This window comes from Legionella nigrisilvae (assembly GCF_977063395.2).
Genome location: NZ_CDRUGZ020000011.1, coordinates 188284 through 210827 on the forward strand (window position 1 = coordinate 188284; position 22544 = coordinate 210827).

The following is a 22544-nucleotide window of genomic DNA, read 5'->3' on the forward strand; positions in this document are numbered from 1 at the left end:
AGCATACAATTGGGTTATTTTGAATTAACTCCCTTTTCTCTAATAAGATCCATAGAGAAGGTTAAAATTTTTGCGGTAAAACGGCTTCTTAAATAAAATCCGCGCGGTAATGTTTTGATTTTATTTCCATAAACATCATAACCATAACATAATGATTTTCCATGGGCAGCCTTGGGTCTCACCTGCAAATATTCTCCGGATTTTGCATCGAGTGTCTGAATATTCCCGCTACTGATTTGAAATGATAGATAATTCCAATCCTCTGCTAAAATACGCTCCTCTGCATCATCGGGTGACCATAAAAAACCTTGTCCGATCCTTCTCTGCGAATAAGGAATATCTTTATCCCCTTCTACCGGAACCCATAAAATTCGTTTTAATTTGGCATAGCATTGAGAAGATTTCCATTGCTGTTTATGAATAGTAAGCAACGGAATGGAAGTAATGAACGTGGATTCTGTAGGTGTTCCAGAGTTATTTAGAGGAAGTGTTTTTAATTCTATGCCTAAAGCTTGAAAATCAGGTACTGATTTATTCTGGGCGTCGGTGCCCAACGCCAACTCAATAGCTTGACCAACCCACCCTTTTCGTTGATTAGGATAAGCCGGAATTAACAACTCTAAACCCAAACCTAATTGTGCAAAACTAAGGCCCGCAATAGAATTGCAACGTTCAAGCAATTCCGCTTCAGTTTTCGGCGGTCTGTTTTTTTGTACTGAGGTCAACATGGCCTTCTTTAATTTCAATAGCGAGTGGTTCAATTGGAGGTCTAATATTTGCGGCTTTGAATTGAGTCATAATAGCAAATAATACTTTAGATCGTACTTCAAACCGGGTATGAATTTGAACATTGATAAAATATCGTGCTTCAAATTCAAGCAATGCTTCATCAATTTTCTTAAGAAAAACTTGAGCCGGAGGATCACTAACAATTTCTGGGGTTGTAGCCAAGATATCCTCTATCAATTGTTTGACTATTACTGGATCATCAGAGCGACTCACTTTTATTGGTATAACTGTTCTGACAATACCGTCCTGGTGGGTCCAGTTAGTAAATGGTTTATTAAATGTTTCTGCGTTAGGGATCAGAACTTCCATATTATCCCAAGAGCAAACCCTCATAGAACGAATGCCGATATGGGCAACACGCCCTTCATGCTCACCTATAGTTACCAAGTCACCCTCGCGTACAGGTCTTTCTACAAGCAACATAAGACCACCTACAATATTACTTGCAAAATCACGTAAACCAAACCCCATGCCTACAGCAAGACCTCCAATAATCATGGACATACCACTAAAATCAAATCCAAGTACGTGGAGAGAAACAAAACCACCTAAAAGTATAATCGCGTACTGGGTAAAAACAGAAAGACTGTTACGTATTCCTGCATCTTTGACGTTTTTATACAACCAGCGATAACAAAATTCGCGCGTCCATTTAGAAGCCCAAACACACACTGCAAGTAAAATAAGAAATTCCAGGGTGCTTGTCACCGTAACGTGGATCCCTGGGATATTCACAATGGTATATTGAGCAAATTTACCTAAGTTGATCATAACTAAGGAATCAGAATTCCAACCAAATAATTGGAATAGAACATGAATGCTCGCTATTAATAGTAAAATTCGTAAAATATTATCTAAGGGCTTTAAAAAAACTTCCACCCATAACCATCCGTTACGTAATGAAGAGATCATCAATTCAGAAAATAACTCCAATGCATCGAATAACAAACCTCTAGCAATGATGTATCCTACGAGTACCAGTAATGCATAAGCAAGATATTGACTAAGGCTCCATGCTAAACCGATAAATCCATATAACCCTATTACGCCCGTAGTTAGTAATGTAAGCGGTACTAGAATAACCAATAATGAAATAGCGTTACTAACATATCTTTTCTGACTCTTGAATAAAGGTCGCAGAAGATAGGGAATAACATCTTTACTTTTCCATATAACCAGAGAGACGGTTAAAATAAAGAGCATAAATAAACGATTAAATATATCTTGAAGCAATATCGATAAGGGTAATAAATGGCCGATAGTCATTAATGCGGTGGTCCAACCACCGAATAGTAATAACCATTTCAAACGATAATAAAGTTTAACATCCTTACCTGAGGAGTCTGTAATTCGTTCCAATAACACCAAACGTGCTATTAAAATTAATATCTTAAAAGTGAACCACACCGCAATTAATTTAAACAGCAATTGGTAATTTGAAAAAGAAATATGGGTTACGTAAAGTAATGCCCAGAGCATTGAAACGATACAAAAATAAGGGAGATTTCTTTGTATGAGAACTAAAACGCCATCATACAGGTAACCTGTTAGACGGGACCGCTCTTTGTCTCTTCGAATAATCTTTAAAATACGGCTTATCAAAAAGAAAAACCCAGCAATCAGCGCAAATCCACCCCACAAGATAACCATGGATACAGTACTTAACCACAAATAACTGTCATAAACTTTTACGCTTAATGTTTTTAGGTATTTATAAAACAAACCTGGAATAGCTACTATTTTCTTTAGAATAATTGGCCAACTGCTAAAACTATAGTCAGCAAGTGTTTGGCGTGAAGATATGAGGGTTTTAAGCTGAGCTTGATAATCAGACAAGCTCTTAAGTAAAAGTTGTTTTTGTATATTGGCTTCATTAACTTGTTGCGCTAAAGTATTTTGTAAAGTGCTTATTGATTTCTTTAACGTTGGGGCTACTACAAGTCTTGTTTCTTTATTCAGAAAATTTTGGATGTGCTGTATCGACTTTTCAATTTTAGCGTATTGATTTAAGGCATCTTTATAAATCTCTGTGATAAGCTGCAAATTTTTGGTATCTGGATTTTTAAGATAAACCATATCCCCTTTAACCACTGTCTTTTGTATATTTAAAGCATTTAACTGGTTTTGAATTGCTGCAATATTTTGATTATTAATCAACAACATTGCTTCATAGTCTGCTGCTAGAAGTTTTGGTGATGTCTTAGATCGTTTATCGGGTTGATTATTTACATTAACGTTGGTGTCATAAAGCGTACTTAAACGTTTATTAAGTTGCTCTTTGAGCGACTTAATCCGTACTAGTTTTTGTTCTAGCACAAAATTCGAATGCCAAGACTCCAAATGTTTTATCTCATCATCTAAAGCGGATTGATATTCTTTAGCAAGTTTTAAATTTTCAGTAATAAGTTGGGTTGTTTGTTTGTTAATATTGATTAAATTTTCTACTCTCTCTACACGTTCAGGTATGGTCGTATTCTCTTTATCCAGAGGCATCTGTTGAAGCTGTTTTAAACGTTGATTAAGATAGTTTTGTTCTTTATTTTGATGTTCTAAGAAACTTTCTAGGCTTTCAATTTTAACTTGAGTCATTGAATGTATCGCCGAGACCAACTTCATCTTAGCGCTAAACTCTTTCTCGCTTTTTAGCTGTATTGTTTGTTTTGCATCTTGAATAGCAGTTATTAAATGTATTTTTTCTTGAGTTAAATATTCAGAAAAAGTAGCCTGCTTTTTCATTGGTGCAGGCGTAGCAAAGGAAGCCGAAAAAAGTAAACAAAATAAAAAGCCCAAAGAGATACGACTTATCATTGATGAGTTGACTTTTCTTAAGAAAAAATTACCCCTAAGAGTACAAAGATTTTCTTCCAAGTTAGCTCTTGTACCCATAGGAGAATAGATCCCTGATTTTGCAGGGATAATCATGTTTTTTACGAGTTTAGCTAAGTTTCTAACTCGTTTTAGTCTGCGTAGTTGGAGCAAGTCTTATTCCTAATTCATTTAATTGTGCATTACCCGTAGGTGATGGCGCACTCGTTAAAAGACACGATGCTGTTTGAGTTTTAGGAAAAGCAATAACATCTCTAATTGATGTTGAGTCTGTAAGTAACATTGCAAGGCGATCGATACCAAGAGCAATACCACCATGTGGTGGCGCACCATATTGCAAGGCATCCAGTAAAAAGCCAAACTTTTCCTGAGCTTCTTGCTCATTAATTCCAAGCAATTCAAAAACTGCCTTTTGTAAATCCGATTGATGAATGCGTATGGAGCCCCCACCGATCTCATAACCATTAATTACTATATCATAAGCTTTTGCTAATGTATGGGTTGGATTAGCACGTAGATTTTCAGGTGATAGATCCTTAGGGGAAGTAAATGGATGATGCATAGGATTCAATTTGTTATTTTCATAGTCTCTTTCAAACATGGGCCAATCAACAATCCATAATAATTCCCAACCCTCTCTGAGTAGCTTTCTATCATGGCCTAATTTAATTCTTAGTGCTCCCATAGATTCATTAACAATATGACTTTTATCCGAACCAAAGAAAATAACATCGCCCGTTTTAGCTTCTGTGCGTTTCAATATGGCTTGTACAGATTCATCAGATAGAAACTTTAAAATAGGCGATTGTAGTCCGGCCATGCCTTCGTCAAGATTATTTACCTTTATGTAAGCAAGGCCCTTAGCACCATAAATTCCTACAAAACGACCATAATCATCGAGATCTTTTCTACTTAGGTCACATCCACCAGGTAATCGTAAAGCAATCACTCGTGATTCTGAATCATTAGCGGCAGCAGAAAACACTTTAAAATCACAGTCTTTTACTAAATCCGCAACATCAATTAACTCTAAAGGATTGCGTAAATCTGGCTTATCACTACCGAAACGTCGCATCGCTTCAGCATAAGACATTCTACGTAACTTTTCGGGTAGCTCTACATTAAGAACTTGCTTAAATACAGTTTTTAATAACCCTTCAATGAGATTTAAAATGCTTTCCTCATCTATGAAAGCCATTTCAATATCAAGCTGTGTAAACTCAGGTTGTCTATCAGCGCGTAAATCTTCATCACGAAAACAACGAACGATCTGATAATACTTATCAAACCCCGAAATCATTAATAACTGCTTAAAGAGCTGTGGAGATTGAGGTAACGCATAAAAAGATCCAGGGTGTACTCTAGAAGGAACAAGATAATCACGAGCCCCTTCTGGAGTAGCTTTTGTAAGCATTGGTGTTTCAATATCAAGGAAACCATACTGATTGAGATAATTTCGAATACAGCTGTTTAACTGATGACGTATCAATAATTTATGTTTCATTGAAGGGCGACGCAAATCAATGTAGCGATACTTATAACGTAAATCTTCATTCACAACTTGGAAATCATCAGGTAAGAATGGTGGTGTCGGTGACTGATTAAGTATTTCCAGCTTTGTGCCAACCACCTCTACCTTACCAGTGGCCATTGCATCATTAATCATTCCTTCTGGTCTTTTACGTACAATTCCTGTGATACGAACCACAAATTCAGAACGTAATTTTTCTGCGTCAGAAAAAGATATTTTATTTTCTGGTTCATACACTACTTGCAATAAACCTGAGCTATCGCGAACATCAAGAAATATCACACCACCATGATCTCGACGATGATGTACCCAGCCACATACGACAACCTCTTTACCTAAACTTGACTCATCGACGCCCAAACAGTAGTGTGTACGCATATAAAACCGCCTATTTAAATTTTTACAAATTGTTTGCTAACGCTGCCTCTGATGCAGGCGGCATTACTCCTAAAGAAATTATAAATTTCAGTGCTTCATCAATACTCATATCTAACTCAATTACATCACTTCTAGGAGTCATTATGAGGAAGCCTGAAGTAGGGTTAGGAGTAGTAGGTATAAATACAGATATCATTTCATCTTTTGTTTTATTATTTATCGAAGTATTTCCTGCACCTGTTTGAAAGGCAATACTCCATAATCCTTTACGTGGATACTCAATTAAAACTACTTTACGGAAGGCCTCGCTATTTGTAGATAATACCGCATTAATTACTTGTTTTACTGCTTTATAAATTGAGCGGACTAAAGGAATTTTGATAAGAATGGATTCTCCCCATTCTACTAATCGTTGTCCAAAATAATTAGTGGCAACAACCCCTGTGATCAATAAAATGAGCAGCGATAAGATCACTCCAAAACCTGGAATATAATGCCCAATGAGCTGCTCAGGCTGATAGGCTTTAGGAATTAAAGCTAGGGTATTGTCAAGTAAGTCAATAATAAAGCGCAATACTCCTATGGTAATGAGTATGGGTAACCATACCACCAATCCAGCGAGTAAATAGCTTCTTAATGACTTTGTTTTCACTTTTTGTCACCATCTTGAGTAGTTTTAGACGAAGAAGTCTCTTTCGTCTTCTCCGTAGAAGCAGTGCTCTCATCTTTAGCGGTAGTCTCCGGAGGTTTACTGTTTTTATTTTTAAAATCAGTAGCGTACCAACCAGTACCTTTAAGTTGAAAGCCTGCAGCTGAAATAAGCTTAATTACAGTATCTTTATAACATACAGGACACTGTTTAACTGGCTCATCACTAATTTTTTGCATCAAATCAAAATGATGATTACAACTTGAACATTGGTATTCATAAATTGGCATCGAAAACCACTCCATTAACTTCAGACAGTTTAATCTAACCTGTTATTATAGCTAACTCACAAAGGATGAACAATATGTAAGGGCTACGCCAGAGCGAGCAAAGTCGTTGAATCTCCCATGAAATTGTTTAAATTTTAACAAATATTTTTCGACTATATAAAAAAGAGGCAACTAAAAAATTAAAGAAAAGAAAAAGTAAGGCGTAAAATAACCCTGCGCATTGTGGACCCAAACCACCAAACAAATATTCTGAAATCGCAACTCGTAATACGTCGTGTGCCCCATTAGGCAGTGTAACAACAAACATGGATTGAATTTTTAACAAAAGCACATGAAAAATAAAAATAAATAATGCATTCATGCCAAAGATCTTAAAAGGCAAGGACCATTTTGTATACCCTAAAACATCGATTATAAAAAAACATAAACCAAAAACAATAAGTGAAAAACCACTACTCCATAAAACAAAGCTGCTGGTCCATAAATTTTTATTAATGGGGATGTTGTAACTCCATATCCAAGCTAATAAAAGAGATAATATGCCTGTTGCAATTATTATCATACTTTTCTTTTGCTTATTAATTGGAGTTAACAAAAAATGTCCTACTAAGACTCCCGACAGTGTCGTGGCAATTGCGGGGATAGTGCTCAGAAGCCCCTCTGGATCAAAGGTTTTCGATAATAGATGCACAGGTGAAAATAATGATGAATCTATATAGCTTACCCAGTTATTTGTCATGCTTAATTGATCCATACCAGTACCAGGGATAGGAATTTGGGTCAGAAAATACCAATATCCTATAAGAATGCCAAAAAAAATAAAAAACTGAGTCTTAACAGAAGTATTAAGATAAAGAAGAGCACAAATGAAGTAACAAAAAGCGATGCGTTGTAAAATTCCATAAACACGCACAGTGGCTAAATCAAAATGAGAGGGAAATGCATTTAGGAACATGCCAAATAAAAATAAAAGGACCGTACGAGTAAGGATGCTTCTATAGAGTAATGTTTTACTCTCCACTTTGAGATGTCTTTTCAGACTAATAACAGTAGTAATTCCCACTATAAATAAAAAAGCTGGAAACACAAAATCAGCTAATGTAAATCCATTCCATTCAGCGTGCTCTAGTATAGGGAAGGTCATTCGCGTTCCCTGGCTATTGACTAAAACCATTAATGCCATAGTCAGCCCACGAAAAACATCTAAAGATAAAATACGACCGACTTCAGTTGAATTACTGCTCATAGAAAATTCATTTAAAATGATTATAATAGCAGCATACTAAGTTGTCTTCAAACCACGCACCGGAACATCCATGTGGTATACATAGTGTTTGATAATTTGTTCGGCTTGTTCACAGGTTAAAGGTTTGCTAATTGCCCCTTCCATAAAATAATGCTGGCAATCGTATTTGACTACATCTGCTTCAAAACCAGTTAGGGCAATTATAGGAACATGGTATTGTGTATTTTTCTCTTGTTGACGCAATTGTTTTGCGACAACATAGCCAGACGAATCTTCTAATCCAATATCCATTAACACCAAATCATATTTTCCGGGCTGAAATAATTTTATTGCGCTATCAGCAGAATCAGCGATATCAACCCGACAATGTAACGCAGTGAGCAGTGCTTTTTCAACGTTTTGTGCAATAATATTATCTTCTACCATTAGCACAGTGGGTAAATAATTTTCCTTTAATGAAGGCTCAATCATTTGGGTGTCTTCTGGTAAAACCTCAACATGTTTTTCAGCTTCTTTAGTTGAAGTAATATCATTTAAAATAACGATCAATCCAATTACTTTTTTATTGCGATTATGCATTAGTACGCGAGAAGAGAGAAAGTAATAAGGTTTACCTGTAGAGTCTTCAATCGCTTTTTCTTCTACGTTATGTTGAGGAATACCTGAAAATATCACTCTCATATCTTCTAATTTTAATTCCTCTACTCGTTCCTTATTCCAATGGGCAAATTCCTCCATTTTTTGATAAGGAGATCCTTTGAGTTCTTTAAGAGTATTTAGCCCGAGTAATTTGACAAAGTTATTATTACACCCCTTCAAATTACATTCGGTATCTACCCAATACACGATGTTAGGCATGGAATTGATAATTTCCATATAATATTCATGTATAGAATCAATATCGTCAACAGTCCTATTTTTAGCGTGGGATGACATGCAAATACTCCAAGAATTTATAATTTGCATGTAAATTATAGTACAGATTAATCCTTTTGATTTTTGAAGTTGGAGACTGGAAGAGTCTTATTAAACAAGTATTTGGTTTAAAAAATCAATCTCTCAATTAAGAACTACTATCTGATTATCCATTCAATTTGGTGTTTTAAGTCAATTGGAATTTCTGAAAGTTCCTCAAGCTCATAATCCAGATACGGGTTATCGATGGAACTATTATTTGCTTGATGATGCATAATTTTTTTATCACGCTCTTGATGCAACCATAAAATTTGTGGCTTAAACAAATGAATCATCCCTTCAACCCAGCGGTCTAAAACTTGCCAATAAGGATCATCACTTAACGTCATTTTATAGTATTTAAGTAGACGCGCACTGTACTCCGCATTATACCAAATTTCCGAAGTAACCCAGCGATTCACCGTGAATAAGCGTATTGGTTGCCCAAGTTGATTCATGCCAATTGCAATCAAGTGGGTCATAGGATTATCAATATATTTATCCCAATCTGCTAAAGGAGCGGGTTTGATACTTTTGGGTATGTGTTTATAACGTAAAAAGCAATGAAAATGACCATGCTCCGTACTCTCATAATTTTCTCTATGACAATGATAAAAATATTGAGCCCCAGTTTTACGATCAATACGATCCCCGCGAGGATAATGACTCATCCGTTCAAAACGCCGTTTCTTTTGTAAGGTATAATGCAGGATGCTTTTACCCTTTCTTGCTGTCATTAATTGTTGGGCTTCTAAAACTTGCTTGGCGTAATTCAAATAAATATTTTTGTGCCAATTGCTAAGTTTGGGTAACGTGAATTCAGCATGAGTAATCATATTTCTTACTTCATTAGGGAGGAAAAAGAAGAGGTAGTGAGAACTACCTCTTGATAGAACCCAAGCTACAGATTAGTCACCTGAGCAACCACTGCAGCCAGTACAACCCTTGCAACCTTTGCAGCCTTTGCAGCCAGTACAACCCTTGCAACCTTTGCAACCTTTGCAACCTTTGCAACCATTACAAGTACTTGTAGTAGTAGATGCATCATCTGCATAAGCAACAGATACTACAGGAGCTGCTAATACAGTTAAAAGAGCAGCTACAGCTATTGTTGATTTTTTCATATTTTACTTCCTTGATAGTTAATGATTTTAACCCATTTAGATATTAGCAAAGAAATTGGAGTTTTTCTTCCTTTTTTTAAAAAGTTTATTATTTCATCCCCTTTTTATCTCGGTTGGTTAGCTCGAAAGTGCAATTAGGAGAGTTCTTTTTTGGAAACCTGCAAAAAGAATTTATCTAACATTTTAACGCTTAAAATCCATTTTAAAAAAATCATGAGATGGGCGGGAAATGTTACCGGATATCGGGCTTTAGGCTTTTTAGATTCAATTGCATGGATCAAACTATCAATCACCGCCTCTGTTTTGCGAGTAAAAAAAGAATCAGTTTTTTTTTGCTTAAATGAAGTCAACATCCGTTCATACTGTTTACTGAAATAACTATGTTGCATATCAATGTTGTTTAATGAGTTATCCACAGAATTATCTCTAAAACGACTTTCTATAGGGCCAGGTTCTATCGTAATAACATCAATACCTGAAGATTTTAATTCCAATCTTAGTGTATCGCTTATACCCTCTACGGCATATTTAGATGCATTATAAGCTCCCCGAAAAGGCATACTGACAATGCCTAAAATTGAACTTATATTTATAATACGACCATATCCTTGCTTACGCATGATTGGGATCGCTTGATTAGTAAGTTCAAGTAGCCCAAAAACGTTCGTTTCGAATTGGGCCCTCATCACATCACGTCTGATATCTTCCAGAGCCCCTGCTTGACCATACCCAGCGTTATTAATTAAAACATCTAAGCGCCCTGCTGTTTTAACCAATACCTCCGCAAACCCATTTTGAATTGAGGTTGAGTCCGAAACATCCAGTTGAACGGCCTCTACTCCGCTATCTAATAGCTTTTGCACATCCTCTTTTTTTCTACATGATCCAATAACTCGATGCCCTCTTTTTTTCAGAGTAAAAACAGCATCAAAACCAATTCCACTAGAACATCCAGTAATTAGAATTATTTTTTCCTTCATAAATTGTATCCAAAAATTGCTCAGGGAAATCATTTATAATCTATAATTCCTAATGTAACAACAAAATATGGAGTTGCAACATGGAAAAAGTTACCATTCGAAACTGTAGGATTTTTCGGCTCCTTGTTCTATCTTTCGCAATACTTATAGGTTTCCTTTACAGTAATATAGCTAAGGCAGAAGCGACCTCCGCCCTACCTGCTCAACAGCTTGCATATTTTGTGGGATACCATTCTGGATACTATGGGCCGTCTTCATATTATGGCCCGCAACCTTATCGCCACTACCGCCATCACCGTCATCATAGAAAATTTTACTGGACAGACTGGAGATACATAGGCCATGGCTGTAGTCGAAGCTGTCTCATTGACCGCTGGAGTGGACGTGTTATTCGCTGTAAAAGAAGTTGTCGTTAAAATTCATACTTCTAATCAATAAAGTAATACTTAGGCAAAATAATCGACCAAACCTTTAATTACCCTCTTATTTTTTAAGGGGGTTACCTCATCTACATCTCCTTGAGGGAATTTTTCTGGGTCTCGAGTATTCTGTTGTGAAAATTGACGTGAATGGGTTTCCGAATCAATGTGCACTTCTGATAAATTTAAACCTTGGTCCGCCATCATCACCTGTAGTTTCGGTAATGATTGATCAATAATATCACGTACATGAGAATTATGTGTTGTTATATTTATTGAAGCGGTATCGTTTATTATCTTAAGGCTTATTTCCAACGGTCCTAAGTGTTCAGGATTTATTTTAATTATTGCACCTTTAACCTCTTGCTGCCCAAGCCAGATAATATGCTGTGAAAATTGGTCTGACCATTCCGGATTATTTATTTCCATAGGTATAGTTAGGGTTTGAGATATATCGAGAGTACGAGTCGGGGTATTAATTTCCACAGTAGCCAGTACATTTACCATGGATGCTAAGTTTATTTCATTAACATGCTCGATTAGATGGGTTAGCTTTGAGTCAGTAGGTAACATAATTTCATTTTGAATTTCTATTTGATTTAAAGGCTGAAATATAATCTGGTTCTCCAAATTTTCCACTTCCAAGGAATTAGCGTTAGGACCCAAGGGAATCAGTGAGCTCATTGATTTTGTATGTTCTTCACGCGATGCTAGAATATTCCTTGAAGTTATATTGGACACAGTGGACTCTATAAGATTTGAAGAATCCGGTGTTATCATTGGGTACGAATGAGAATTGGGTAATAAGCCATATACTTCTGTAATTTCAATTAAAGCCGGTGCATTGGTTTGTTGTTCTTCTTGGGTTATAATATTTTCATTCACATTTTGAAATTTTTGAACTGGGTTTAGAGTTTCTTGGGTTTTTATTGTTACATTCAGCTCGCCATTTGCCCCTATACTTATATTTTTATCCTCAACTGAATCGGTTTTCTGATCATTACTTGTCCAGTTTGCATCAGCTTCCTGCTTCACTTCAGATAAAAAAGATTCATTTTGAATAACCCAATCTTCTACCACCTGTTGAGTTAAACTGTTTTGAATTTGAGCGTCGCTATTTTCTCCGAAAGTTGGAACGTCCTCTTCTGTCTCAAGCATTATTGGGGTTCTATTTTCAATTGCCTTGTCATCTTGTAGGTCCATATTTAATTTTGTCATTTCGATTACATTCTGGTAATACGGAGAATTTATCCATGAAACAGCAACATTATCTTCCATAACATGTGCGGATTGTTCTTCATTCGTTTCTTCTGATATGGGGTTTTCTAACACTTTTTCAGAATCAATTACTGAAGCACCAGTTATGGAACTCAATGATGCTATTACTTCTGAAACTGGAATCGAATTTTGTTTAGCTTCTTGATGATTGGATATAGGGGTCCCAATATGAGTTAATAAAAATAGAAACTCATCTACGTCCTTAGGATCATTATTTGACAAAGGATTTTGCATCTGTGAGTTTTCTACCGTTTTCGTCAAAATTTCGCCATCTAAAGTGTTATCCGACAAATTATTTGAGAAAAGGTCAATAGCGGGTAGATTTGATATTGCTTTACTCAAGTCAGTCATTCCAATTCTCCTAAATTTGTAGATTTAGATAGCAATATCCATACCAATTAATAATAAACACATAACTATTAATTTTTTGTTAAAAAATATTTCTTGAGTGTAAATTAACCTAAAAGAGCTATTTTAAATCAAATCAAACAATGTTAATCTGCGCACTCAAAATATTGAAGAGTAAATATCATGTACGGTAAAAATTCATTTTATAAGCCAAAATATACGCACGAATCAGTTTCGGATATGATTAATAAAGCGTTGAAATTACTAATTGAAGAAAATAATAAAAACGCTTTTCTTGATTTGCTGGCCTTGAGAAGGCAGGAGTTTGAGACTGCCCTGAAGCAAAACCCAGATCCTTTTGAAACCCAACGAATATTAGCTCAATATTATGTTTTTGCTAAGACCTTATCAAAGTGTATATCTGACTCACCTAAAACTAGTACCTATGTAGATTCTTATCTTAACCATAAAAATTATTATCCAGTGGGAGTTACTAAGGTAATCGAAGAGCCCTTTCGGCATAATATCTCACTAGCTGCGACCATCTTAGGTGCAGCGCTTATCTTAGCTTCCTTTGCTGCGTTATTCTTTAATCCATTGATAACTGCAATTTTACTTCCAATTGGTATTTCTCTGTTGGCTCCTGGTGTTGCCTCTTTATTAACCCCTGGGCCTCTTGATACCTCAGAGGTAAAGGGTTTAGAAAAACTTATTTTTGAAGCTGCTGCTAAAGTCAATAATCCAGAATTAGATTTTGACGATGGTCCAGGGCTTACTCAGAATGCTACTGTATTCTAAAAAGTTCTGACCTAATTTCATAAGAACTCATGGAATTTTCTTAAAATTGAGCTATCATTCGGTTTTTGATTTCAGGAGCTCCTTATGAAAGTAGGTCATGACAGCTTATCAACAAAATCTCAATTACATGTAGATGGAAAAACTTATCATTATTACAGCCTTAAAGAAGCGGAACAGAAACATTTAAATGGGATCCATCGTCTTCCTTATTCGCTTAAAGTGCTGCTTGAAAATCTATTGCGTTTCGAAGATGACAATACAGTTACCACTAAAGATATTAAAGCTGTTGCCAACTGGCTGAACGATAAAACCTCACAACATGAAATTGCATTTAGGCCTGCTCGTGTATTAATGCAAGACTTCACTGGAGTTCCCGCTGTAGTTGATTTAGCCGCAATGCGAGATGCTATTGTTAAAATGGGTGGTAATCCCGATAAAATCTCCCCATTATCTCCAGTTGACTTAGTCATTGATCATTCAGTTATGGTTGATAAGTTTGGCAGTAAAGACGCTTTAACTGTAAATACTGAAATCGAAATGAAGCGAAACAATGAGCGTTATGAATTTTTACGCTGGGGACAAAAAGCTTTTAATAATTTCCAAGTCGTACCACCTGGAACTGGGATTTGCCATCAAGTAAATCTTGAATATTTAGGAAAAACTGTATGGAGTAGTATTGAAGACGGCACTTTATATGCCTATCCAGATACTTTAGTAGGTACAGATTCTCATACAACCATGATTAATGGCTTGGGTGTGCTCGGTTGGGGGGTTGGAGGTATTGAAGCAGAAGCTGCCATGCTAGGACAGCCTGTATCCATGTTGATCCCAGAGGTTATCGGATTTAAATTACATGGAAAAATGAAGGAAGGAATCACTGCAACCGACCTCGTACTCACTGTAACCCAAATGCTTAGAAAAAAAGGTGTGGTTGGCAAATTTGTTGAATTTTATGGCCCTGGGTTAAGTGATTTGCCCCTTGCTGATCGCGCTACAATTTCTAATATGGCTCCGGAATACGGCGCTACATGTGGTTTTTTCCCAGTAGACAAAGAAACCATTCGTTATTTAGAGTTGACCGGCCGTGATAAACATACTATTGCATTGGTCGAAGCGTACGCTAAAGCCCAAGGTATGTGGTATGAAAATGACAGCGAAGATCCTGTATTTACAGACACCCTAGAACTTGATTTGAGTTCTGTTGTCCCATCATTAGCTGGCCCGAAACGCCCACAAGACAAAGTAACTTTAAATACGCTACCTGTGGAATTCGATAAGTTTCTTAAGGAAGCTGGGAAAGAACAGGAAACAAATTCTTCGTTCCCAGTTAAAAATCATGATTTCCAAATGAAACACGGCCATGTGGTTATTGCCGCCATTACCAGTTGCACCAATACATCAAACCCAAGTGTACTCATGGCAGCAGGTTTAGTAGCCAAAAAAGCTATTGAAAAAGGCCTCCAACGCAAACCTTGGGTTAAGTCTTCTTTAGCTCCTGGATCTAAAGTAGTTACAGATTATCTCAAACAAGCAGGGTTACAACCTTATTTGGATCAATTAGGTTTTAATTTAGTTGGCTATGGCTGTACTACATGTATCGGTAACTCGGGTCCACTTCCGGATGCTATTTCTCACTGCGTCAGTGATAACGATCTCGTCGTTTCAGCTGTTTTATCAGGAAACCGAAACTTTGAAGGCCGTGTACATCCACAAGTCAGAGCAAACTGGTTAGCATCTCCGCCTTTAGTAGTTGCTTATGCTTTATGCGGAACGACCACAATCGATCTAAGTAAAGATCCTATTGGCAAAGATGATAAAGGGAATGATGTGTATCTCAAAGATATTTGGCCATCTAATGCTGAAATTGCTACTGAGGTATCTAAAGTTACTGGTGGCATGTTCCGTAAAGAATATGCGGAAGTTTTTCTCGGTGACGAACACTGGCAATCAATTAAAACAAGCACTGGAAAAACCTATGAATGGGACGCAAATTCAACATACATTCAACATCCACCGTTTTTTGATCATCTAAAAGCAAAACCTGATTCAATTAAATCAATCAAACAGGCTTATATTTTGGCTTTATTTGGTGATTCAATTACAACCGATCACATCTCTCCAGCAGGCTCAATCAAAGCGAACTCTCCAGCAGGTTTGTACTTAAAATCCAAAGGGGTTGATGAAAAGGAGTTTAACTCCTATGGCTCTCGTCGTGGTAACCATGAAGTAATGATGAGAGGTACTTTTGCTAACATTCGCATCCGCAATGAAATGACTCCGGGACAAGAAGGTGGCATTACCCGGTATATTCCATCTGGGGAAGTTATGCCCATTTACGATGCAGCAATGCTTTATCAAAAAGATCATCATGATCTCGTAGTGATTGCTGGGAAAGAATACGGTACTGGCTCTTCAAGGGATTGGGCAGCAAAAGGCACCAATTTACTTGGAGTCAAAGCCGTTCTTACTGAAAGCTTTGAACGCATTCACCGGTCAAATTTAATCGGCATGGGTGTTTTACCTCTACAATTTTGTGAAGGTATAACTCGTAAAACTCTCGATTTGAAAGGAGATGAGCGTGTTAGCATCGACGTAACTGATTCATTAATGCCTGGTTCAATGGTTCCTGTCACCATTGAGCGTTCCAATGGTCAAGTTGAGAAGATCAAAGCATTATGCCGTATCGATACTGCTGATGAATTAGAATATTATAAAAATGGTGGGATTCTTCAATACGTTCTCAGGAACCTGTGTAATTGAGATGATTAGGTTAACGTCTGGGTTGGGCCTGAGGCCCAACCGCTCTGAGATTCAGTTCACCCAAATATCTAATGCTCACTTTTTTATGATTCTAAAAATCAAACTACTTTTTAGTTTTAATTTCATTAATGATAATGGCATTGCGCATTCAAAGTTTTGCTTGTACCGCATTTGTTAAGGACAAATCATGAATCACCCTAAAAAGGTTCTAAGTGTTTTTTCATTAGTAATGATTAACGTTATTGCTGTTGATAGCTTACGTACTTTGCCTATTAGTGCCAAACTTGGACTTACATTAGTCTCTTATTACGTTGTAGCTGCATTTGCCTTTTTTATTCCTGTATCTTTAGTGGCGGCAGAATTAGCAACAACCTATCCCGAAACTGGTGGAATATACGTATGGGTTCGCGAAGCATTCGGTAAACGAGCAGCTTTTATTACTATTTGGCTACAGTGGATATATAATGTGGTATGGTATCCAACGATACTGGCTTTTATCGCGGCAACCCTATCCTATCTAATAGTCCCAGAATTAGGGAGCAACAAGTATTACTTGTTGGGTACCGTGCTGGGTCTGTTTTGGTTGTTTACGCTACTCAATTGCTTTGGAATGAAAGTATCAAGCATAGTAAGCACTATTGGAGCAACAATAGGGACTATATTTCCAATGCTGTTTATTATTTTTTTAGCAATACTATGGGCAGTTCAAGGAAAACCTATGGTTGTCGGCTATCCAACGACATGGTTACCTGACTTCAGTTCATTTGGTAATTTATCCTTATTTGCAGTAGTATTATTTGGTCTTCTTGGTATGGAGATGTCAGCAGTTCATGCTGAAGAAGTAAAAAATCCCCAACGGGATTATCCAAAAGCACTTTTATATTCAACTATTTTAGTCATTTCTACACTTTCGTTAGGCTCAATAGCTATTATGGTCGTGGTCCCCAATGAAAGTTTAAGTGTGGTATCTGGGCTAATCGATGCTTATGCTGTTTTTTTTAATGCATATAATATGCCCTGGATGACCTCAATTATTGCCATTTTAATTATTTTAGGTGGACTCAGTGGAGTTTCGGCTTGGATTATCGGTCCCACAAAAGGATTAATGGTTTCAGCGAGGGATGGCTCTTTACCTGCAATATTCGCCCATACAAATAAATACGGTGCTCCAACAAAAATTCTCTTTGCACAAGCTATTATTTTTACCCTTCTTAGTACAGCTTTTATTTTGTTAGATTCAATTAATGCGGCCTACTGGATGTTAAGTGATCTGTGTGCGCAAATGGCCTTATTGGTCTATGTCTTTATGTTTGCTGCTGCTATTAAACTACGATATAGTAAACCCAACCTGAATCGAGGCTACACCGTTCCAGGTGGTAATATGGTGATGTGGTTATTATGTATCATTGGGATTCTCTGTTGTCTAACAGCAATTGTTATCGGATTCGTACCGCCCACACAAATACCGGTTGGTAATGTTTTTATCTTTGAATCTTTTTTAATCGGTGGATTACTTTTATTTGTATTAATCCCCTGGTTTCTTGCTAAAAGACATTAGCATATCTAAAGCCGCCATCTTACACTAGACATGAGATGACGGCTGGATCTTCAAGTTTCTCCGGGCAATAACTACTTACTACTATTCAAACATATCCATTATTGCTTGATTCCATTGTTGGGGTTGTTCTAAATTAGATAAATGCCCTGTATTAGGCAAAACAATTAATTGACTATTTTTGGCAAGTGAATGCATATCGATACTTTGTTGTGGAGGAATCACTTTATCCATCTCACCTGTAATAATTAAAATAGGCACCCTTGTTGCTGCAAGGACAGATGAGGTGTCATCACGGAGTGCCATTCCACGCAAGGCAGATGCAGCAGCAGTTGACTTTTGCAAGCTTAGAATATGACGAAGATAAGTTTTTAGTTCCCATGAGACATTAGATGCAAGTGCCTTGATCATAAAACCCTCTATCAAATTTTCCATTCCATTTTCAAGAACATCAAGTGCAGTTTTTTCCCGAGTTACTTTTGTTTCAGGACTATCTGCCACAGCTTGGGTATTAGAAAGCACTAATCCTAGCGTTTGATGCGGATATTTATCTAAAAATGCTAGCGCAATGTAACCTCCCATAGACTCTCCAGCAATAATTGCTTTATCTATTTTTAGGTAATCTAATAACTGTTTTACTTCGTTGGCATATTCAGTCATAGGAATGGCATTTCCATCCACAGATGAGGACTCACCAAATCCCCATAGATCCAAAGTAATCACTCGAAAGCGCTCTTTAAGTCCTTCTTGTTGGGCCTGCCATAATCGTTGATCTGTAGGGAATGCGTGGATTAATACGATTGGTTTACCTTCACCTACGTCATTATAAGAAATAAATTGATTCGACTGAGGAGGAGCAAAAGTCATTGCGAGCAACGTATTGCTAACACAACAAATGAGCATAGAAATTAAAGCCTGGGTTACATAGAATATCTTATTCATTAATAACTCCACTGAATGAGCAATGGCAACATCCTGTTGCGCCAGCAATCTAGGCGTAACTCAATCAAAATACTGAATTACGCCCCAGATATAAACTAATCAGGTAAGGACATTAAACTTGCATTACCTCCTGCAGCAGTAGTGTCAACTGTGTAAGTGCGTTCATGGCAAAGTCGAATCAAATAGTTTGGGCCGCCTGCTTTAGGACCGGTACCAGACAATCCCTCTCCACCAAAAGGTTGTAATCCAACAACAGCACCTATCATATTACGGTTTACATAACAGTTACCCGCATGAATATTTTGTCTAATATATTCTACTGTTTCATTAATTCGACTATGGATACCCAAGGTTAAACCATAACCTGTTGCATTAATTTGTTTAATAACTTGATCGAGATCTTTTCGTTTGAATTGGATTACATGTAATACCGGACCAAAGACTTCCTTTTCCAATGCATTGATATGATCAATAGCAATCGCAGTGGGTGGCATGAAGTATCCCGACTCCAAAGATTCATCCAAAGGGCATTGGTAAATAATTTCAAAACGCTTTTTCATATGCTCCACATGATTTTTTAATGTGGATAAAGCAGCCTTATCAATCACAGGCCCAACATCAGTTACCAGCCAACGGGGATCGCCTACTACCAATTCAGCCATAGCTCCTTTTAAAAGAGCAATGGTTCGTGGATATACTTCTTCTTGAACAAATAATACGCGGAGCGCAGAACATCTTTGACCAGCGCTACCGAAGGCAGAGTTAACCGCATCGACTACTACCTGTTCCAATAGTGCAGACGAGTCTACAATCATCGCATTTTGGCCGCCTGTCTCAGCAATTAGAGGAATCAGTTCACCACCACGCGTTGCTAAGGTACGATTAATTAGATTTGCTGTGTCCGTAGAACCTGTAAACAATACTGCTTTAATTCTTTTGTCGGAAACTAATGCAGCCCCAATGGTTTCGCCAGGTCCAGGAAGCAATTGTACAACGGCCTCTGGAATTCCTGCTCGATGCATTAATTTAACTGTATAAGCAGCAATTAATGGGGTTTGTTCTGCTGGTTTTGCAATAACACAATTTCCTGTAACCAAGGCGGCAGCAACCTGACCTGTAAAAATTGCTAAGGGAAAATTCCAGGGACTGATACAAAGTGCGATTCCACGTGGATGCAAACTAAGCTCATTGAGCTCTCCTGTATAACCAGTTAAACGCAAAGGAGCAGCTAAAATTTGTTGTGCCTGCATCGCATAGTAACGACAAAAATCTATTGCTTCTCGCACTTCTGAAATGCAGTCATTCATGGTCTTACCGGCTTCTAGACATGCGATGGTCATAAGTTCTGCGGAATGTTCCTGTAATAAATCAGCAAAACGGTTAAGACATGCGGCTCTTTCTTTTACAAGAGTATTAGACCATCCTGGGAATGCCTGCACAGCTTGTACCAATGCTTGCTCCACATCTTCTAGGGATGAATTTTGAACGGTTCCAATAATATTTTCAGTGAGTTGCGGCGACTCAACGCGTTGCTTTTCACCTTTAAGTGATGCAGTTCCTGAGATCATGGGGCCTGAAGTCCACTGTTGCAATTTAAGTTGGGTCATTTTTTGTTGTAAAAGAGCTCGCTCAGTACGATCAGAAAAATCAAACCCTTTAGAATTTTTTCTGCTGGGTTGAAAGATATCCTCCGGTAGTGGAATATTTTGATTCATCTTATGCAATAAAGATCTGGCTTTTTCTACAGGATCCTCAACCAACGTACTAATCGGTGCGTTATCATCAACGATGCGGTTTACAAATGATGAATTTGCTCCGTTTTCTAACAAACGACGTACCAAATAGGGAAGTAAATCTTCATGACTTCCCACTGGCGCATAAATACGACATGGGATTCCATAACGTTCGGCTGGTACTATTTGTTGATAGAGCTCAGTACCCATTCCATGCAAACACTGAAATTCGAAGTCTCGATAATCACCAGTAATATCTAAAATCATCGCCACCGAATAGGCATTATGGGTTGCAAATTGAGGATAAATGGCATCCGTCATGGTCAATATTTTTTTAGCACAAGCCTGGAAAGAAACATCTGTAAAAACTTTGCGGGTAAATACAGGATATTCTTTAAAACCCTGCATTTGTGTCTTTTTTATCTCACTATCCCAATAAGCTCCTTTTATCAATCGCACCATGATTCGACGTTGCTTGCTTCTTGCAAGAGCGGCAACCCAATCTAATACATAAAAGGCTCTTTTTTGATAGGACTGAACCGCTAAACCGAAACCATTCCAACCATCCAAACTTGCATCATTAAAAACACGCTCCATTACATCTAGTGATAAATCCAAACGCTCAGACTCTTCTGCATCAACCGTTAGGGCAATTCCGTAACTTTTTGCCAATCGAGCCAGAGCGAGTAGTTTAACGGGTAACTCCTCCATAACGCGATCATGCTGACTTTCGTTATAACGTGGGTGCAATGCAGAAAGTTTTATAGATATACCTGCACGTTTATATACATCAGAGTCTTTATCAGCCTGCTTTCCTATGGTTTCAATTGCTTCCTTATAGGCTTCAAAGTAACGCAATGCATCTATTGATGTAAGAGCAGCTTCACCCAACATGTCATATGAATAACGGTATCCTTGCGCCTCTTTCTTTTTGGCTCGGCTTAAGGCTTCACTAATAGTGCGTCCCATAACAAATTGTTTGCTCATAATGCGCATGGCTTTATCAACTGCTTTTCTTACAACCGCTTCGCTGCTGCGATTAACAAGCTTCATTAAAGATTTAGTTAATGTGGTTTCGGCTTTTTCCGGAGTGAGTATTTTCCCTGTGAGCATCAATGCCCAAGTTGTTGCGTTAACAAAGAATGAATCACTTTGGCCTATATGTGATTTCCAATCTCCACCCGACAATTTATCTTTAATTAAATTATCTACTGTAGCACTATCAGGAACACGTAATAGTGCTTCAGCCAAACACATCAGAGCAATACCTTCATCACTGGATAAAGCATACTCAGTCAAAAATGAATCAATTCCCGTGCTTTTTTTTCGTTCCATGCGCACTGACTCAACTAATTTTGTAGCTCTATCCTTAATGTTAATTAGTTGCTGTTGCCCTAACGCCGCTTTTTCACAAAGTTCGGTTATTAAAGGCAACTCATCGATACGATAGGCATGGTTAATAGCAGCACGTAAGCCTTCTGGTAATTGTATGATCTGCTTTTCCAGCATAGTATTCTCCGCAATCAAATATAACTAATCTTTTTCCCGTTCACTCTTGAAACACAAAGAAGTACAAGTCAATGCTGGGTTTAAAAGAGTTTAAAAACTAACAGCCAAGTATAATTTAGCGCCATCTAAAATGGAATGCATTACCGGTTATTTTGCCTAGGAACAAAAGATAAATCGGCGGTAAATCGAGTTATTATACCTAAATTTCGATCATTTTTCTGGTATTTATTTATTTTTTTTGAATTTTTTTTTATCTATTTGCGCTCAATTTGACAACTCAAATTGGTCTTTTTTGAATCATATAGACCATTGTTTAATCTATACATTTTTTCAATACAGGGTTAAGCATATGAATTGAGTAATATTTTTCCCTGATGGGCAAATAAAGGACTCATGATTTTACAATTACGTGAATTGTTAATATAATCACCATTT

General features: G+C 37.3%; 16 protein-coding genes. 3 read left to right on the forward strand and 13 right to left on the reverse strand.

The genetic code is table 11. From position 1 onward, the window contains the following. Positions 1–14 precede the first annotated feature (14 nt). From mutH to ACWTE2_RS00915, 11 genes are all read right to left on the reverse strand, one after another. On the reverse strand, positions 15–728 hold the full coding sequence (gene mutH, locus ACWTE2_RS00865) for a DNA mismatch repair endonuclease MutH (protein WP_454783763.1): 714 nt from the start codon (positions 726–728) through the stop codon (positions 15–17). Further along, positions 688–3597: a mechanosensitive ion channel domain-containing protein gene (locus ACWTE2_RS00870; RefSeq protein WP_454784421.1), complete on the reverse strand. Its 2910-nt coding sequence runs from the start codon at positions 3595–3597 to the stop codon at positions 688–690. Before ACWTE2_RS00870 ends, mutH begins: the two co-directional genes overlap by 41 nt. A gap of 139 nt (positions 3598–3736) precedes the next feature. Further along, positions 3737–5524: an aspartate--tRNA ligase gene (aspS, locus tag ACWTE2_RS00875; protein ID WP_454783764.1), complete on the reverse strand. Its 1788-nt coding sequence runs from the start codon at positions 5522–5524 to the stop codon at positions 3737–3739. Positions 5525–5546: 22 nt separating this feature from the next. Then, on the reverse strand, positions 5547–6176 hold the full coding sequence (locus ACWTE2_RS00880) for a DUF502 domain-containing protein (protein ID WP_182390693.1): 630 nt from the start codon (positions 6174–6176) through the stop codon (positions 5547–5549). Then, positions 6173–6463 carry an FmdB family zinc ribbon protein gene (locus ACWTE2_RS00885; RefSeq protein WP_182390694.1) on the reverse strand — a complete coding sequence of 97 codons (291 nt, stop codon included), beginning with the start codon at positions 6461–6463 and terminating at the stop codon, positions 6173–6175. The genes ACWTE2_RS00880 and ACWTE2_RS00885 overlap by 4 nt, the downstream gene beginning before the upstream one ends. Before the next feature lie 127 nt (positions 6464–6590). Beyond that, positions 6591–7709 carry an acyltransferase family protein gene (locus tag ACWTE2_RS00890; protein ID WP_454783765.1) on the reverse strand — a complete coding sequence of 373 codons (1119 nt, stop codon included), beginning with the start codon at positions 7707–7709 and terminating at the stop codon, positions 6591–6593. 36 nt (positions 7710–7745) lie between these two features. After that, positions 7746–8645, reverse strand: a complete 900-nt coding sequence (locus tag ACWTE2_RS00895) for a response regulator (RefSeq protein WP_454783766.1) — start codon at positions 8643–8645, stop codon at positions 7746–7748. Between the two features lie 137 nt (positions 8646–8782). After that, positions 8783–9499 carry a DUF6969 family protein gene (locus tag ACWTE2_RS00900; protein ID WP_182390697.1) on the reverse strand — a complete coding sequence of 239 codons (717 nt, stop codon included), beginning with the start codon at positions 9497–9499 and terminating at the stop codon, positions 8783–8785. 72 nt (positions 9500–9571) lie between these two features. Further along, positions 9572–9787 (reverse strand): hypothetical protein, encoded by a 216-nt coding sequence (locus tag ACWTE2_RS00905; protein WP_454783767.1) that lies wholly within the window; start codon positions 9785–9787, stop codon positions 9572–9574. A gap of 134 nt (positions 9788–9921) precedes the next feature. After that, complete coding sequence (locus ACWTE2_RS00910) at positions 9922–10767, reverse strand: SDR family NAD(P)-dependent oxidoreductase (RefSeq protein WP_454783768.1); 846 nt, start codon at positions 10765–10767, stop codon at positions 9922–9924. Positions 10768–11213: 446 nt separating this feature from the next. After that, positions 11214–12815 (reverse strand): flagellar hook-length control protein FliK, encoded by a 1602-nt coding sequence (locus ACWTE2_RS00915; RefSeq protein WP_454783769.1) that lies wholly within the window; start codon positions 12813–12815, stop codon positions 11214–11216. A gap of 180 nt (positions 12816–12995) precedes the next feature. Here ACWTE2_RS00915 and ACWTE2_RS00920 point away from each other — a divergent pair, with 180 nt between their 5' ends. The 3 genes from ACWTE2_RS00920 (at position 12996) to ACWTE2_RS00930 (ending at position 17928) form a co-directional block, all read left to right on the forward strand. Beyond that, positions 12996–13610: a lpg1689 family Dot/Icm T4SS effector gene (locus tag ACWTE2_RS00920; RefSeq protein ID WP_454783770.1), complete on the forward strand. Its 615-nt coding sequence runs from the start codon at positions 12996–12998 to the stop codon at positions 13608–13610. A gap of 84 nt (positions 13611–13694) precedes the next feature. After that, positions 13695–16370 (forward strand): aconitate hydratase AcnA, encoded by a 2676-nt coding sequence (acnA, locus tag ACWTE2_RS00925; RefSeq protein WP_454783771.1) that lies wholly within the window; start codon positions 13695–13697, stop codon positions 16368–16370. Between the two features lie 187 nt (positions 16371–16557). Then, positions 16558–17928 (forward strand): APC family permease, encoded by a 1371-nt coding sequence (locus ACWTE2_RS00930; protein ID WP_454783772.1) that lies wholly within the window; start codon positions 16558–16560, stop codon positions 17926–17928. Positions 17929–18009: 81 nt separating this feature from the next. Here the strand turns inward: ACWTE2_RS00930 and ACWTE2_RS00935 are convergent, their stop codons facing one another. After that, the gene (locus ACWTE2_RS00935) at positions 18010–18867 is read right to left on the reverse strand and encodes an alpha/beta fold hydrolase (RefSeq protein ID WP_454783773.1); all 858 of its coding nucleotides are present in this window, start codon (positions 18865–18867) and stop codon (positions 18010–18012) included. Between the two features lie 95 nt (positions 18868–18962). After that, complete coding sequence (putA, locus tag ACWTE2_RS00940) at positions 18963–22109, reverse strand: bifunctional proline dehydrogenase/L-glutamate gamma-semialdehyde dehydrogenase PutA (protein ID WP_454783774.1); 3147 nt, start codon at positions 22107–22109, stop codon at positions 18963–18965. Positions 22110–22544 lie beyond the last annotated feature (435 nt).